This is a genomic window from Micromonospora sp. NPDC007208, assembly GCF_042869175.1.
Lineage (GTDB): Bacteria > Actinomycetota > Actinomycetes > Mycobacteriales > Micromonosporaceae > Micromonospora > Micromonospora foliorum.
Map to the genome: position 1 here is coordinate 139,068 of NZ_JBIAFG010000012.1, position 14,643 is coordinate 153,710.

A 14,643-nucleotide genomic window follows, 5' to 3' on the forward strand; every position below is an offset into this window, starting at 1 on the left:
ACTTCATGATCAACGGCCGGAGGCCTGGGGGTGGGGGTTAGCGGGGGCGGCGGAGGCGTAGGGCTTGGGCTATGTAGTCGAAGCCGGTGGCGACCGTCACCAGGACGGCAGCGGCCATGATCCAGGGGCCGACGGCGGCGAGCGCGGCAGGCATCGGCCAGAGGTACCAGGCGATGGCCAGGATCTGGAGCGCGGTCTTGACCTTGCCGCCGCGGCTGGCGGCGATCACGCCGTGCCGGATCACCCAGAACCGCAGCCCGGTGATGCCCAGCTCGCGGACGAGGATCAGCGCCGTCACCCACCAGGGCAGTCGGTCGTACCAGGAGAGCAGCACCAGCGCGGCGCCGGTGAGCGCCTTGTCGGCGATCGGGTCGGCCACCTTGCCGACCGAGGTGACCAGCCCGAAGCGGCGGGCGATCCAACCGTCCACCAGGTCGGTCGCCGAGGCCACCGCGAAGATCAGGCAGGCCGCCATCCGCCAACCGGCGTGGGTCATCCCCGACACGATCACCGAGGCGGCGAAGACCGGCACCAGCACCAGCCGCAGGGCGGTCAGCGCGTTGGCCGCGTTGACCACCGGCACCACGGCCACCACCCGGCCCGGCGTCGACTCCGTCGCCCCGGTCACCGCCGCACTCCGCTCGGGCCGCCGTGGCGTTCCGGGCACCGCACCACCTGGGTCCCCCGCTCCGCTCGGGCCCGCCGTCACCGTGCCGCGCCGGGCGCCGCCGAGATCATCTCATCCGGCACAGCGAGCAGGTCCACCCCTTCGGTGCCGGTCACCGTCGCGCGCACCAGGTCGCCCGGGCGCAGCGCGGCCAGGTCGACCCCGCCCTCGGCCGGGGCGACCAGGGTGGTGGAACCGTCCACCTCCGGCGCCTGGTGGGCCGCCCGGCCCTCCACCACGCCGTCCTCGATCGAGTCGACAAGCACCTCGACGGTCGAGCCGAGCCGGTCCTCGGCCCGCTGCGAGCAGAGCTCGTCGGCGAGCGCGCTGAGCCGGTCGTAGCGCCGCTTGATGGTCGCGGCGGAGACCTTGCCGGGCAGGCCGGCGGCCTCGGTGCCGTCCTCGTCGCTGTAGTCGAACATGCCGATCGCGTCGAGCCGGGCCTCGGTCAGGAACCGGACCAGCTCGTCGACGTCGGCGCGGGTCTCGCCGGGGAAACCGACGATGAAGTTGCTCCGGGCGCCGGCGTCCGGGGCCAGGGCGCGGGCACTCGCCAGCAGCTCGAGGAACCGGTCGGTGGAGCCGAAACGCCGCATCCGGCGCAGCACCGGCTCGCTGGAGTGCTGGAACGACAGGTCGAAGTACGGTGCCACGCCCGGGGTGGTGGCGATCGCCTCGACCAGCCCCGGCCGGGTCTCGGCCGGCTGAAGGTAGCTGGCCCGAACCCGGACGATGCCGGTCACCGCGGCGAGCTGCGGCAGCAGCTTCTCCAGGGCGCGCGGGTCGCCCAGGTCCTTGCCGTACGAGGTGGAGTTCTCACTGACCAGCACCAGCTCCCGTACGCCGGTCTTGGCCAGCCACTCCGCCTCGGCGAGCAGCTCGTCCGGCGTACGCGAGACGAAGGCCCCCCGGAAAGCCGGGATGGCGCAGAACGCGCAGCGGCGGTCGCAGCCGCTGGCCAGCTTCAACGAGGCCACCGGGCCGGTGTCGAGCCGCCGGCGCAGCACCTGGCGCAGGTGAGCCGGGGTGTGCTCGTCGGTGTCGACGACGGTGCGGGTCACGGTGCCGTGGCCGGGCAGCGACACCGTGCTGTCGCGCCGCTGCACCGGCGTCAGCGGCAGCAGCTCGCGCCGGTCGCGCGGGGTGTGCGCGGTGATCTGCTCGCCGGCGACGACGGCGTTCAGCCGGGCGGCGATGTCGGGGTAGTCGTCGAAGCTCAGCACCGCCTGCGCCTCGGGCAGGCTGTCGGCCAACTCCCGGCCGTACCGCTCGGCCATGCAGCCCGCGGCGACCACCTTGGCGCCCGTTCCGGCGGCGGCGAGCAGGGTCTGGATCGAATCCTGCTTGGCCTTCTCCACGAAACCGCAGGTGTTGACGACCACCACGTCCGCGCCCTCGCCGTCGGTGGTCACCTGCCAGCCGTCGGCGTGCAGGCGGGCGGCCAGCTCCTCCGAGTCGACCTCGTTGCGGGCACAACCCAGGGTCAGCAGGGCGACGCGACGGCCCTCGGCGTGGTCAGCGGGAGAAGGAGAGGTGGCAGACACCATCCGAGGGTACCGGGCCGGCCGGGTAAGCCCACGCACGCGGGCTGCGGAGACGGTGGACACGGGGGCGAACGTCATTCCGGTCAGCGCGCCGCGGCGGCCACCCGGGTCAGCGCGTCGAGCAGGAACACCTCGGTGCCGGCCAGGCCGGTGGAGCAGAAGACGGAGATCTGGTCCGCGGTGGTCCGGCCGGGGACCGCGCCGGCCAGGATGCCGCCCAGGTCCCCCAACCGCCCGGCGTACGGGGGCGTGGCCGCGAGCATCGGCGGCTGGTAGTCCGCCGCCTGGGCCGGCGAATCGGTGACCAACAGGTCGGCGACGTCCAGCAGGTCGGTGCCGAACTCGCTGCGGTCGCGCTGCTTGAAGCCGACCGCGTTGACGTGCGTGCCGGGGCTGAGGTCGGCGGCGCGGAGCACCGGGGTCGGGCTGGTGGTCGCCAGCACCACCAGGTCCCGCCCGGCGACGGCCGAGCCCGGGTCGGCCACCGCGCGGGCCGGCACGCCCAGTTCGCCCCGGACCCGGACGGCGAAGGCCTCCCGGCGAGCGGCGGAGCGGCTGTGCACCACCACCTCGCGCAACGGGCGGACCGCGGCGGCGGCCCACACCTGGGTCCACGCCTGCCGGCCGGAGCCGATCACCCCGAGGGTGGCGGCGTCCGGACGGGCCAGCGCGTCGACCGCGACACCCCCCAACCCGCCGGTACGACGGGAACCCAGCTCCTCGCCGACCGCGACCGCCCGGACCGCCCCGGTCCGGGCGTCGTGCAGCACCACCAGCTGCTCGCCCTGCGGGTGGCCGAAGGTGTCGTACGAGCGGAAGCCGTACCACTCGCCGACCAGGTGCCCGGCGGTGAGCACCATCCGCCCGCCGCTCAGCGGTGCGGCGGCCCGGGGCGGCGCGATCAGCCGTCCCTCGTACGCGGCCAGGAGGGCGGCGCGCATGGCGTCGACCGTGGTGGCGGCGTCCAGCGCGGCGGCGACCTCGGGGTCGGCGTAGAGCATGGTCATGCTGGCGATACTGCACGTTGAAGTCAGGTAGAGGTCAACGGACCGTGGCGGTGGTCACCGCCCGCCGCCCCGGGTCGGTGCTAGCGTCGGCACCGGTGGCCGGATGCTCGTGGCCGCTCCGGACGAGTGGTGGGCGTACCCGGTCAGGCCAAGACGCCCCGCGTGACGTGCAGACTCGACTCGTCCCGGCGCGGCGGCCCCGGGCGCTTCCGGTGAGGTGACTGATGGCCTGGCTCGTACTGGTGATCTCGGGACTGCTGGAGACGGCCTGGGCGATCGCCCTGGACCGCAGCGCCGGTTTCAGCCGGCTGGTCCCGTCCGTGGTGTTCGTGGTGACCCTGCTCCTGAGCATGGCCGGGCTGTCGTACGCGCTGCGGGACATCCCCGTCGGCACCGGCTACGCGGTCTGGGTCGGCATCGGCGCGGTCGGCACCGCGCTGGTCGGGATGCTGGCGCTCGGCGAGTCGGCGAGCCTGCCCCGAATCCTCTGCCTCCTGCTGGTGGTCGCGGGCGTGATCGGGTTGAAGATCTTCCACTGAGATGCCCCGTCGGCAGGCGTGACCAGCGCCCACAGTGGGTAGTGATCGATTCGTCACGACAGGCTCTCACCCGGAGGAAGACATGGCTGACATGCCGAGCACCGCCCGTCCCCGCAGCAACGCCGCGCGCATCCTCACCATCGTGGGCTTCGTCTTCGCGGTCCTGGCCCTGCTGCTCAACCCGATCATCTTCGGCGTGCTCGGCGTCATCGCGGGCGTCGTCGGCGCGGTGCTCGGTGACAAGCCGCTGGGGTGGTACGCGGCCGCGGCGAGCGTCGTCGCCGCGATCATCAGCCTGGTGATCATCGGCGCGCTGATCAACAACTGACCACTCCCCTCGTCGCGGGCCCGCCGGATGACGGCGGGCCCGTCGTGCGTCCGGGGTCGGCGGCGGTCAGTCCCCGTCGCCGCGCAGCCCGCCCAGAACCTCGTCCAGCTCGTCCGGCTTGACCAGCACGTCGCGCGCCTTCGACCCCTCGGACGGCCCGACCACTCCCCGGGTCTCCATCAGGTCCATCAGGCGGCCCGCCTTGGCGAAACCGACCCGCAGCTTGCGCTGCAGCATCGAGGTCGAGCCGAACTGCGAGGTGACCACCAGCTCGACCGCCTGCACCAACAGGTCCAGGTCGTCGCCGATGTCCTCGTCGATCTTCTTCTTGCTCTCCTGTGCCGGGGCAAGCACGTCCTTGCGGAACTCCGGCTCACGCTGGTCCTTGCAGAACTTCACCACGTCGGCGATCTCGCGCTCGGTGACCCAGGCGCCCTGGATCCGGACCGGCTTGGAGGCTCCCATCGGCAGGAAGAGGCCGTCACCACGGCCGAGCAGCTTCTCCGCGCCCGGCTGGTCGAGGATGACCCGGGAGTCCGCGAGGGAGGAGGTGGCGAACGCCAGCCGGGACGGCACGTTCGCCTTGATCAGACCGGTCACCACGTCGACCGAGGGGCGCTGGGTGGCCAGCACCAGGTGGATGCCGGCGGCCCGGGCCAGCTGGGTGATCCGGACGACCGAGTCCTCCACGTCGCGCGGCGCGACCATCATCAGGTCGGCCAACTCGTCCACGATCACCAACAGGTACGGGTACGGACGCATCTCGCGTTCGCTGCCCGGCGGAGCCTTGATCTCACCGTTGCGGACCTTGCGGTTGAAGTCGTCGATGTGCCGGACCCCGTTGGCGGCGAGGTCGTCGTAGCGCATGTCCATCTCGCGGACCACCCAGTCCAGCGAGTCGGCCGCCTTCTTGGCGTTGGTCACGATCGGGGTGACCAGGTGGGGGATGCCCTCGTAGCCGGTCATCTCGACCCGCTTCGGGTCGATCAGCAGCAGTCGCACCTCGTCCGGGGTGGCCCGGGTGAGGATGGACACCAGCAGGGTGTTGAGGCAGCTCGACTTGCCCGCGCCGGTGGCGCCGGCGATCAGGATGTGCGGCATCTTCGCGAGGTTGGCCACCACGTAGCCACCCTCGATGTCCTTGCCGAGCGCCACCACCATCGGGTGGTGGTCGCTTGTCGCCGCCCGCGAGCGCAGCACGTCACCGAGGGCGACGTTCTCCGGGTCGGCGTTCGGGATCTCCACGCCGACGGCGCTCTTGCCCGGGATCGGACTGAGGATCCGTACGTCCGGCGACTTCACCGCGTAAGCGATGTTGCGGGACAGCTGGGTGATCCGCTCGACCTTGACGCCGTGCCCCAGCTCCACCTCGTAGCGGGTGACGGTCGGGCCACGGGTGAAACCGGTGACCGCGGCGTCCACATCGAACTGGTCGAACACGCCGGTCAGCGCGGCGATCACCTCGTCGTTGGCCTTGCTGCGGGTCTTCGCGGCTGCCCCGGCGCTGAGCATGTTGGCCGGCGGCAGGGTGTAGTCCCCGGCCAGCCCGGTCAACGCGAGCTGCTCGGCCCGGGTCGGGGCGGGCGAGTGCTCCGGCGGCTCGGCCGGCGGCTTGCGGGTCGCCGGCACCTTCGCCGGAGACTTGCGCGGCAGCACCATGGTCTCCTGGAGGTCCGCGCCGTCCAGGTCCTCGAAGTCGTCCGGGTCCAGTGGCGCCGGCATCCGCTTCGCCGGTCGCTTGCGCGCGGGCTTGGCCGCCGGCTCGTCCGCCTCCTCGTCGGCCTCCGGTGCGCCGACCAGCCCACCGGCGAGCAGGCCCAGCCGCTCGGGGATCTTGTTGATCGGCGTCGCGGTCACCACGAGCAGGCCGAAGAGCAGCAGCAGGATGAGCAGCGGCACCGCCACCCAGGCGGTCACCGCCCGCTCCAGCAGCCCGCCGACGCCCGCGCCGACCAGGCCGCCGGCGAAGTCACGTTGCAGCGGGTCGGCCGGGTCCTGACCGATCTGGAGCAGCGCGGCGGTCGACACCAGCAGCGAGCCCCAGCCGATCAGCCCGCGGCCCCGGTGCTCCGGGTCGGCTGGCTGACGCATCAGCCGCCACGCCCCGATCATCAACAGCACCGGTACGACCACCGAGATCGCACCGAGGAACAGCCGGATCGTGTCGGCCAGTCGCGCGCCCACCGGCCCCGCTCCGGACAGCCAGAGCGCCACGGCGGAGAGCAGGGCGAGCCCGAACATGAGCAGCCCGGCACCGTCGCGGCGGTGCTCCGGGTCGAGGTCACGGGCCGAGGCGGCCTGCCGGCCGGCGGCACGCACGGCCCAGCCCATCCCGTGCGCCAGCCCCATCCACAGTGCACCGACCGCGCGACCGACGTAGACCGCCGGGCCGGGCCGGGGCGGCGTGGTGCGACGTCGGACCGGTGCCCGGGTGGTCTTCTTCGCCGGTTGGCGGGCACGACTGTTGGTGCCACCGCGCGGCGACGCGCCGCGCCGCCGGCTCGCCTGAGAGGTACGGCCCGCCATAGAGTCACGGTAACGGTGGGGCCGGGCAGAACCCCGCTTTTCCGGGTCGTGTCCGCGCGTCGTAACACGAACCCCACCGCCGGTCGTGATATCCGCCTCAGAAGGGATGCCCCATGGCGTCGCCGGAAATCGAGGGCGATCCGGACGATCCGCTGGCCGGGCACCCTGGCGCACTGCGTCCGCTGACCGGCGAACTGGTCGCCGCGGTGCTCGCTGCCCGCGGCCGGTCCGTCGGCCTGACCCCGGACGACGAGTTGGTGGGCCACTTCGACGACAACCTGATCTGGTTCCTCCGCGTCGGCGGCGACGGGGAGCTGCTCCAGATCCGCACCATGGTCGATCCGACCTTCGGCATCGAACGGGTGCCGGACCTGTACGCGTTCTGCAACTCCTGGAACCACGACCGGCTCTGGCCGAAGGCGTTCGTGCACGTCGACGACGACGGTCGGGCCCGGGTGTACGGAGAGGTGATCACCGACCTGGAACGCGGCGTGACCCCACACCAGCTCGACCAACTGCTCGACTGTGGCATCTCCACCGGCTGCCAGCTGGCCGTGGCGGTCCGTCGACTGCCCGGCGCGGTGCCGTCGTGACCGGCCGGGACGAGTTCACCGGCAGCCGTACCGGCACGCCACCCACCGGTCCCGGTGACCGCCTCGCGCGCGGCCGCGTACCGGCGTTGGAGGCCGCGCTCGCCGAGGCCCGGGACCTCCCCGACAGCCCGGCCCGGCAGGTGGCCCTGGAACGCCTCGCCGAGCGCGCCGACGCGGCCGGCGACGTGCGGTCCGGGATGGACGCGCGGTTCGCGCTGATCGAGGCGTACCTGCTGCACGGGGAGCGGTGGCGTCTGGTCGAGCCGGTCCGGCGCTGCCGGGCCGCCGCCGACCACCGACCCGACCTGCTCACCGAAACCGAGACCGGGCTGCTGCTGCGCTACCAGCGGTACGCGGTGGAGGCGCTGCTCGGCACCCCCCGGGTCGGCCTGGACCAGACCCGGTCCCTGCTGCACGACCTGGCCCACCGGGTCGGCGCCGATGGTCCGGACACTCCCACCGTCGCGGAGCTGCACTGCCGGATCGCCGATCACCTGGGCGACGAGCCCACCGCCCGGCACTGGTACGAGCGATGGTCCGGACAACGGCCCGGCCCGGCCGGCGGCTGCCCGGGCTGCGCCTCGGCCCGGCGCGCCGAACTGCTGGCCGGCTGGGGCGAGTGGGCCGCCGCGCTCACCGAGCTGGCCGAATCCGACGGCGACCCGCAGTCCTGCACCGACCAACCCGAGCGGGACCTGGTCGCCGGTCTGCTGCCGGCACTGCGCACCGGCGAGCCGGCGCGGGCGGCGGCGGCACACGTACGGGCGTACCGCCGGCACCGGCGCGAACGGGCGGCGTTCCCGCACATCGCCGCGCACCTGCGGTTCTGCGCGCTGGGCGGGCACCTGGAACGGGGGCTGGCCATCCTGGCCGAGCAGCTGCCCCGGCTGGACCGGCCGACCGACGATCTCGCCGCCATGGAGTTCGCCGCCGCCGGGGCACTGGTCTGCGGGCTGGCCGCCGACGCCGCGCTGGGTGGGCGGACGATGCCCCGCCCGGCGTACGGCGAGCGGACCGCCGCCGAGGTGGACGTCGCCGCGCTCGGGGCGCTGCTGCTCGGGGTGGCCAGCGAGTTGGCCGGCAGCTTCGACGCGCGCAACGGCACCGGGCACCACTCCGGGCGGATGGCCGCCTGGCTGGCCGAGCGGCCACTCGCGGCGTCGGTTGCGCTGCCCACCGACGACGACGAAGCCGACGAACCCGACGGGCTCGACGAGCCCGACACCGACCGCTCCGACGCCGAGGTCGAGCTGGGCGAACGTGAGTTGTCGGCGCTCTCCCTCACCATGATCACCGCGATCCTGGACGGGCGTGGCGACCGGTACCTGGTGGACGAGGGCGAGACCGTGGTCGGCCACTGGGAGGGCGCGGTGATCCAGTTCCGGCGCGCCGGTGAACGCGGTGAGGTGCTGCACGCGCGCGCCATGGCCAACCGCCGGCTGCCGGCGGCCCGCCGCGCCGAGGCGTACGCCTTCTGCAACGCGTGGAACCACGACCGGCTGCTACCCAAGGCGTACGCACACGACCTCGGCGACGAGTTGGTGCTGGCCGGCGACGTGGCCACCGACCTGGCGCACGGGGTCGCCCCGGCGCAGCTGCGGGTCCTCATGGACGCCGCCATCGCCACCGGCGTCGCGTACGCCGAGGCCGTCGCCGCGCTGCCCTGACCTCCCGGGTACGGCGGACGCCGGCCCACCCCCGTTCGGGTGGACCGGCGTCAGCGGACGTTGCTCAGACCTCGACGACGGTGGGCACGATCATCGGTCGACGACGGTACTTGTCGTTGACCCAGCGCCCCACGGTCCGCCGGACGATCTGCTGGAGCTGGTGCGGGTCGGTGATGCCGTCCGCCGCGGCCCGGTTGAGCGCCTCGGTGACCAGCGGCACCACCGGGTTGAACGCCTCCGGGTCCTCGGAGAAACCCTTCGCGGAGAGCGTCGGGCCGGCGACCACCTTGCCGGTGACCGAGTCGACGACCACGGTGGTGGCGATGAAACCGCCGTCACCGAGGATCCGCCGTTCGGTGAGCAGCGACTCGCTGACGTCACCGACGGCGAGGCCGTCCACGTAGACGTACCGGCTCTTCACGTGACCGACCAGGCTGGCGCGGCCCTCGACCAGGTCGACCACGTCGCCGTCCTCGCAGATCACCACCCGGTCGGCGGCGACCCCGGATTCGATGCCGAGCCGGGCGTGGGCGCGCAGGTGACGCCACTCGCCGTGCACGGGCATCAGGTTGCTGGGCCGGACCACGTTGAGCAGGTAGAGCAGTTCCCCGGCGGGGGCGTGCCCGGAGACGTGCACCTTGGCTACGTCCTTGTGCACGACCACCGCGCCGGCGCGGGCGAGCCGGTTGATCACCCGGTAGACCGAGGTCTCGTTGCCGGGCACCAGTGAGGAGGCCAGCACGACGGTGTCACCGGGGGCGATGGTGATGTGCCGGTGGTCGCCGCTGGCCATCCGGCCCAGCGCGCTCATCGGCTCACCCTGGGAACCGGTGGACATCAACACGATCTGCTCCGGCGGCAGCGTGGTCGCCTCCTCGATCCCGATGACCAGGCCGGCCGGGATGTTGAGCAGGCCGAGGTCCCGGGCGATGCCCATGTTGCGGACCATGGACCGGCCGATCAGCGCGACCTTGCGGCCGTGTTCGGCGGCGGAGTCGAAGACCTGCTGCACGCGGTGCACGTGCGAGGCGAACGAGGCCACGATGATCCGGCCCTTGGCCTTCGCGAAGATCGAGTCGAGCACCGGCCCGATCTCCCGCTCCGGGGTGACGAAACCGGGGATCTCCGCGTTGGTGGAGTCGGACAGCAGCAGGTCGACGCCCTCGGCGCCGAGCCGGGCGAAACCGGCCAGGTCGGTGATCCGGCCGTCCAGCGGCAGCTGGTCCATCTTGAAGTCACCGGTGTGCAGCACCAGACCGGCAGGGGTGCGGATGGCCACCGCGAGGGCGTCCGGGATCGAGTGGTTGACCGCGAAGAACTCACACTCGAACGGGCCGAGCCGCTCGCGGCCGCCCTCCCGCACGGTCAGCGTGTACGGCTGGATGCGCCGCTCGGCCAACTTCGCCTCGACCAGGGCGAGGGTGAACTGTGAGCCGACCAGGGGGATGTCGGGCTTGTGGGCGAGCAGGTACGGCACCGCGCCGATGTGATCCTCGTGACCGTGCGTCAGCACGATCGCCTGGACGTCGGCCAGCCGGTCCAGGATCGGACCGAAGTCGGGCAGGATCAGGTCCACACCCGGCTGCTCGACGTCGGGGAACAGAACCCCGCAGTCGACGATCAGCAGCTTGCCGTCGTACTCGAAGACGGTCATGTTCCGACCGATGGCGCCGAGCCCGCCGAGCGGGATGATCCGCAGGCCACCTTCCGGCAGCGGCGGGGGTAGTTCCGCCTCGATGTGCGCCTCGGTCACGCGTCCACCTCATTCTGCGACGCCGTTACTCGACGTCCATCGTGTCGTTCGTTCATTCGGGCAGCTCCAGGCCCGCTGCCGCGAAGTCCGCGCGCAGCTGGGCGATCTCGTCGTCGGTGGCGTCCACGAGCGGGGGTCGCACCGGGCCGGCCGGCAGGCCCAGCGACGCCAGGCCCGCCTTCACCAGGATGGTGCCCTGGGTACGGAAGATGCCGGTGAACAGCGGCAGCAGCCGCCGGTGCAGGGTCAGCGCGGTCGGCATGTCCCCCGCGTCGTACGCCTCGATCATCTGTGCGGTCAGCGCCCCGGTGAAGTGCGTCGAGGTGCCGACCACGCCCACGGAGCCGACGGCCAGCGCCGGCAGGGTGAGGGCGTCCTCGCCGCAGTAGAAGGCGAGGCTGGTCCGGCTGGTGACCCAGCTGGTGGCGGTCAGGTCGCCCTTGGCGTCCTTGACCGCGACGATCCGGCCGTGTTCGGCGAGCCGGACCAACGTCTCGGTGTCGATCGGCACGCCCGAGCGGTGCGGGATGTCGTACAGCATCACCGGCAGGCCGGTGGCGTCGGCCACCGCGGTGAAGTGGCGCAGCAACCCGCTCTGCGGCGGCTTGTTGTAGTACGGGGTGACCACCAGCAGGCCGTGCGCACCCGCCTTCTCGGCGGCGGCGGCCAGCTCGATGGTGTGCCGGGTGTCGTTGGTGCCGACGCCCGCGACCACCTTGGCGCGGTCACCGACGGCCTCCACCACGGCCCGGATCAGCTGCTCCTTCTCCGCCTCGGTGGTGGTCGGCGACTCGCCGGTGGTGCCGTTGACCACCAGCGCGTCGTTGCCCTGCTCGTCGACCAGGTGGCTCGCCAGCCGGGCGGCGCCGTCGAGATCGAGGGAACCGTCGGGGGTGAACGGGCTCACCATGGCTGTGAGCAGCCGGCCGAAGGGGCGGGACGCCGGTCGGGCCGCGGCGTCGAGGTGGTCGTGCGTCATACCCTCCAACCTAGCGGACGACCAGCCGGGGCCTGCCGGGGAAGGGCTCAGGACGCCTCGTGCGGGCTGGCCGCCACTTCGGTGCCGTCCGGCAGCGTGGAGATCACGAAGTCGGCGAACACGTTCGGGGCGACACCCTGGAGCTGGCGCAGGCACTCCACGGCCAGCTCACGGATCTCCACATCGGCGTGCTCGGTGGCCCGCATGGCGACGAAGTGCCGCCAGGCCCGGTAGTTGCCGGAGATCACGATCCGGGTCTCGGTGGCGTTGGGCAGCACCGCCCGGGCCGCCTGCCGCGCCTGCTTGCGGCGCAGCGTCGGGTTCGGCTCGTCGGAGAAGCGCTGCTCCAGGCCCTCCAGCAACTCGGTGTACGCCCGAACGCTCGCCTCGGCGGCCTCCACGAACTTCTTGTGCAGCTCCGGGTCGTCGGCGATGACCGCCGGCTCGACCATGGCCGCGTCCCGCTCCGGGACGTAGCGCTGGGACAGCTGGGAGTACGAGAAGTGCCGGTGCCGGATCAGCTCGTGGGTGAAGGAGCGGGACACCCCGGTGAAGTAGAAGGTGACCGACCCGTGCTCCAGCACGCTCAGGTGGCCCACTTCGAGGATGTGCGCCAGGTAGCCGGCGTTGGTGGCGGTCGCCGGGTTCGGCTTCTTCCACGACTGGTAGCAGGCCCGGCCGGCGAACTCGGCGAGCGCCTGGCCACCCTCCGCGTCGGTCGACCACGGCACGTCGTCCGGGGCCGCGAATTGGGTCCACGCGATCAACTTGACCTGGGGCTGCACCATGTCCGGCATTCCTGGGACTGTAGTGGGCGGCGGCCCCGCACCCAACTCGGGCTCGCGGTGCAGAAACCGCCCAGCCGCAGCCAAATCGCCGAGCTTCCCGAAGCAGCGGGGACATAGGTGTTCAAGATCTCGACAAGCCCGCCCGCGCCCCGCGTCGATCCTCGACACCTCGCCGGCTGCCTGTAGAGCTGCCCCAACCGTGGGGCAAGGGCTGGCGCGGTCGGCCCGAGCCGCCGCCGTGGGAAGGTGGCCGGACACCTGCCGCGCACCGTGTCCGACCGCCCGTGCGCCCTGCCCCACATCTGGGGCAGCTCTACAGGGGGTACGGCAAGGTCCAGTCACCCCTGGAGGGGCCCGCGGCGGCCTTCACGACGCGCGTTGCCGGCCATGGGAGCACCGGGCCGGGCGGGTCAGACGTAGAGCGACGTGAACGGCGCCCACGGCAGGTTGCGCAACACCGAGAAGACCAGCCACGCGGCCAGGAAACCGCCGATGACCTTCGAGCTGATCCGCAGCTCGGGCAGGCGCCAACCGAACGCCTGGCTTCCCGCCCAGGCCACGAAGAGGTACGCGAGGAACGGCAACGCGAAGACGAACAGGAAGTGGTGCCGGGCGGCAGCCGGGAGGTCGCCGTGCAGCACGTACCAGAGTGCTCGGGTGCCACCACAGCCCGGGCAGTCCAGCCCGGTGGTCAACTTGAGCAGACAGGTGGGCGCGGCGTCCGGGTCGGCGTGGGTCGGGTTGCTGACCAGCGCGTAGCTCATCCCGATGGCGACGCAACCCAGCGCGGCCAACGGCACCGCCCAGCGCGGGGAACGCTCGTAGAGCCGCAGCACGAACCGGGTGAGCCGGTCCGGCTCGGGCGCCGGGTAGCCACCCGGCGGGGTCGCCGGCCAGCCCTCCGGACCCGCGCCCCCGGGGCCGAAGCCCGGCGGCACCGTGTGCACCACGCCGGGGGCGGGCTGCGGCTGGTCGACCGGTCCGGGAGCGCTCGTCACGCGCCTCACGGTACACCGGACACGCCGGCCAACGCGGCGGTGAGCGGACCGGCCAGGTCGCCGGCCGCGGGCGGTGCCACCGCGTCCAGGCCGAGCCAGCCGGCGAGCCGGTACAGCTCGGCGGCGAGTGCCACCGCGGTCTCCCCCGGGTCGGCGCCGGGTTCGAGCCAGGCGGCCGGGACCAGCAGCACCCCGGCCTTCCGATCGGCCTTCAGGTCGACCCGGGCGGTGAACCGGTCGCCCTGCAGGAACGGCAACACGTAGTAGCCGTAGACCCGCTGTGGCGCCGGGACGTAGATCTCGATCCGGTAGCTGAAGTCGAACAGCCGCTCGGTGCGGGCACGTTCCCAGATCAGCGGATCGAAGGGGCTGACCAGTGTGTTGCCCCGCACCCAGCGGGGCAGCCGGGCGGACGCGTGCAGCCACGCCGGCTGTCGCCAGCCCGCCACGGTGACCGGGACCAGCTCACCGGCCTCGACCAGCTCCGCGACGGCCTGCCGGGCGCCGGCCAGCGGCAACCGGAAGTAGTCGCGTAGCTCCGGCTCGGCGGCCACCCCGAGCGACCGCGCGGCGAGGGCCACCAGCGTGCGGTACGCCTCGGCGTCGGTCGGGGTGGGCGCGGACAGCACCGCGGCGGGCAGCACCCGCTCGGGCAGGTCGTAGCGGCGGGCGAAGGAGGTGCTGCGCTCGGCGGCGGCCACCTCCCCGGCCCAGAACAGGAACTCCAACGCCCGCTTGACCGCCGACCAGTTCCACCCCCAGTTGCCGGTTTCCCGGGGCGCGTCGTGCTCGATCTCGGCGGCGGTCAGCGGCCCGCGGGCGGCCACCTCGTCCCGGACCCAGGCGACCAGCTCCGGCTGCTCCTGGGCGATCCGTCGCATGCCGCCCCAGGATTCGCTGTGCGCGCGGGCCATCCGCCAGCGCAGCATCGGGTGCAGCTCGACCGGGACGAGCGACGCCTCGTGGCCCCAGTATTCGAAAAGCTCGCGTGGGCGCCGGTAGGCGGCCTGGTCGAGCAGGGTGGTCGGGTAGGGCCCGAGCCGGCTGTAGAGCGGCAGGTAGTGCGCGCGTTGCAGCACGTTGACCGAGTCCATCTGGATCAGCCCGACCCGGCCCAGCACCCGACGCAGGTGCCGGCGGGTGGGCACGCCCGTCGGCGCCGGGTCGGCGAAGCCCTGGGCGGCGAGCGCGACGCGGCGGGCCTGGGCGAGCGAGAGTGATTCCGGTGCGGTCATCGTCGGCGACCTTAATTCA

General features: G+C 72.8%; 13 protein-coding genes and 1 riboswitch. Of the genes, 4 read left to right on the forward strand and 9 right to left on the reverse strand.

The window, feature by feature from the left end; all coding sequences use genetic code 11:
• Nucleotides 1–37: 37 nt before the first annotated feature.
• The 3 genes from pgsA to ACFYL6_RS22875 form a co-directional block, all read right to left on the reverse strand.
• Nucleotides 38–628: a CDP-diacylglycerol--glycerol-3-phosphate 3-phosphatidyltransferase gene (gene pgsA / locus ACFYL6_RS22865; protein ID WP_238659275.1), complete on the reverse strand. Its 591-nt coding sequence runs from the start codon at nucleotides 626–628 to the stop codon at nucleotides 38–40.
• Nucleotides 629–705: 77 nt separating this feature from the next.
• On the reverse strand, nucleotides 706–2,214 hold the full coding sequence (rimO, locus tag ACFYL6_RS22870) for a 30S ribosomal protein S12 methylthiotransferase RimO (protein ID WP_238659276.1): 1,509 nt from the start codon (nucleotides 2,212–2,214) through the stop codon (nucleotides 706–708).
• Between the two features lie 80 nt (nucleotides 2,215–2,294).
• Nucleotides 2,295–3,218: an ornithine cyclodeaminase family protein gene (locus tag ACFYL6_RS22875; protein WP_387174005.1), complete on the reverse strand. Its 924-nt coding sequence runs from the start codon at nucleotides 3,216–3,218 to the stop codon at nucleotides 2,295–2,297.
• A gap of 92 nt (nucleotides 3,219–3,310) precedes the next feature.
• A riboswitch (guanidine-III (ykkC-III) riboswitch) is annotated at nucleotides 3,311–3,381 on the forward strand.
• Nucleotides 3,382–3,442: 61 nt separating this feature from the next.
• Here ACFYL6_RS22875 and ACFYL6_RS22880 point away from each other — a divergent pair.
• Nucleotides 3,443–3,757 carry a multidrug efflux SMR transporter gene (locus ACFYL6_RS22880; protein ID WP_112586602.1) on the forward strand — a complete coding sequence of 105 codons (315 nt, stop codon included), beginning with the start codon at nucleotides 3,443–3,445 and terminating at the stop codon, nucleotides 3,755–3,757.
• An 82-nt stretch (nucleotides 3,758–3,839) separates the two neighbouring features.
• Nucleotides 3,840–4,085, forward strand: coding sequence for a hypothetical protein (locus tag ACFYL6_RS22885; protein WP_238659633.1), 246 nt, complete (start codon nucleotides 3,840–3,842; stop codon nucleotides 4,083–4,085).
• Between the two features lie 66 nt (nucleotides 4,086–4,151).
• On the opposite strand, the gene ACFYL6_RS22890 is transcribed toward ACFYL6_RS22885, so the two are convergent.
• Nucleotides 4,152–6,611: a DNA translocase FtsK gene (locus ACFYL6_RS22890; protein WP_387174007.1), complete on the reverse strand. Its 2,460-nt coding sequence runs from the start codon at nucleotides 6,609–6,611 to the stop codon at nucleotides 4,152–4,154.
• A 113-nt stretch (nucleotides 6,612–6,724) separates the two neighbouring features.
• Between ACFYL6_RS22890 and ACFYL6_RS22895 the strand changes: the two genes are divergently transcribed.
• Together ACFYL6_RS22895 and ACFYL6_RS22900 are read left to right on the forward strand one after the other, a co-directional pair.
• Nucleotides 6,725–7,204 (forward strand): YbjN domain-containing protein, encoded by a 480-nt coding sequence (locus ACFYL6_RS22895; protein WP_387174009.1) that lies wholly within the window; start codon nucleotides 6,725–6,727, stop codon nucleotides 7,202–7,204.
• Between the two features lie 86 nt (nucleotides 7,205–7,290).
• Entirely contained in the window at nucleotides 7,291–8,871 is a 1,581-nt protein-coding gene (locus ACFYL6_RS22900) for a YbjN domain-containing protein (protein ID WP_387174116.1), read from the forward strand.
• Nucleotides 8,872–8,935: 64 nt separating this feature from the next.
• Here the strand turns inward: ACFYL6_RS22900 and ACFYL6_RS22905 are convergent, their stop codons facing one another.
• From ACFYL6_RS22905 to ACFYL6_RS22925, 5 genes are all read right to left on the reverse strand, one after another.
• Nucleotides 8,936–10,624 carry a ribonuclease J gene (locus ACFYL6_RS22905; RefSeq protein WP_124854118.1) on the reverse strand — a complete coding sequence of 563 codons (1,689 nt, stop codon included), beginning with the start codon at nucleotides 10,622–10,624 and terminating at the stop codon, nucleotides 8,936–8,938.
• A gap of 52 nt (nucleotides 10,625–10,676) precedes the next feature.
• Nucleotides 10,677–11,603, reverse strand: coding sequence for a 4-hydroxy-tetrahydrodipicolinate synthase (gene dapA / locus ACFYL6_RS22910; protein ID WP_238659486.1), 927 nt, complete (start codon nucleotides 11,601–11,603; stop codon nucleotides 10,677–10,679).
• Nucleotides 11,604–11,650: 47 nt separating this feature from the next.
• Complete coding sequence (gene thyX, locus ACFYL6_RS22915; RefSeq protein WP_387174118.1) at nucleotides 11,651–12,391, reverse strand: FAD-dependent thymidylate synthase; 741 nt, start codon at nucleotides 12,389–12,391, stop codon at nucleotides 11,651–11,653.
• Nucleotides 12,392–12,801: 410 nt separating this feature from the next.
• Entirely contained in the window at nucleotides 12,802–13,341 is a 540-nt protein-coding gene (locus ACFYL6_RS22920) for a DUF2752 domain-containing protein (protein WP_387174120.1), read from the reverse strand.
• Between the two features lie 53 nt (nucleotides 13,342–13,394).
• On the reverse strand, nucleotides 13,395–14,624 hold the full coding sequence (locus tag ACFYL6_RS22925; RefSeq protein WP_387174011.1) for a winged helix-turn-helix domain-containing protein: 1,230 nt from the start codon (nucleotides 14,622–14,624) through the stop codon (nucleotides 13,395–13,397).
• Nucleotides 14,625–14,643: the final 19 nt, after the last annotated feature.

Coding starts and splice junctions, on each gene's coding strand:
- rimO (WP_238659276.1), bottom strand. CDS start 2,214: ATGGTGTCTGCCACCTCTCCTTCTCCCGCTGACCACGCCGAGGGCCGT.
- ACFYL6_RS22875 (WP_387174005.1), bottom strand. CDS start 3,218: ATGACCATGCTCTACGCCGACCCCGAGGTCGCCGCCGCGCTGGACGCC.
- ACFYL6_RS22880 (WP_112586602.1), top strand. CDS start 3,443: ATGGCCTGGCTCGTACTGGTGATCTCGGGACTGCTGGAGACGGCCTGG.
- ACFYL6_RS22885 (WP_238659633.1), top strand. CDS start 3,840: ATGGCTGACATGCCGAGCACCGCCCGTCCCCGCAGCAACGCCGCGCGC.
- ACFYL6_RS22890 (WP_387174007.1), bottom strand. CDS start 6,611: ATGGCGGGCCGTACCTCTCAGGCGAGCCGGCGGCGCGGCGCGTCGCCG.
- ACFYL6_RS22895 (WP_387174009.1), top strand. CDS start 6,725: ATGGCGTCGCCGGAAATCGAGGGCGATCCGGACGATCCGCTGGCCGGG.
- dapA (WP_238659486.1), bottom strand. CDS start 11,603: ATGACGCACGACCACCTCGACGCCGCGGCCCGACCGGCGTCCCGCCCC.
- thyX (WP_387174118.1), bottom strand. CDS start 12,391: ATGGTGCAGCCCCAGGTCAAGTTGATCGCGTGGACCCAATTCGCGGCC.
- ACFYL6_RS22925 (WP_387174011.1), bottom strand. CDS start 14,624: ATGACCGCACCGGAATCACTCTCGCTCGCCCAGGCCCGCCGCGTCGCG.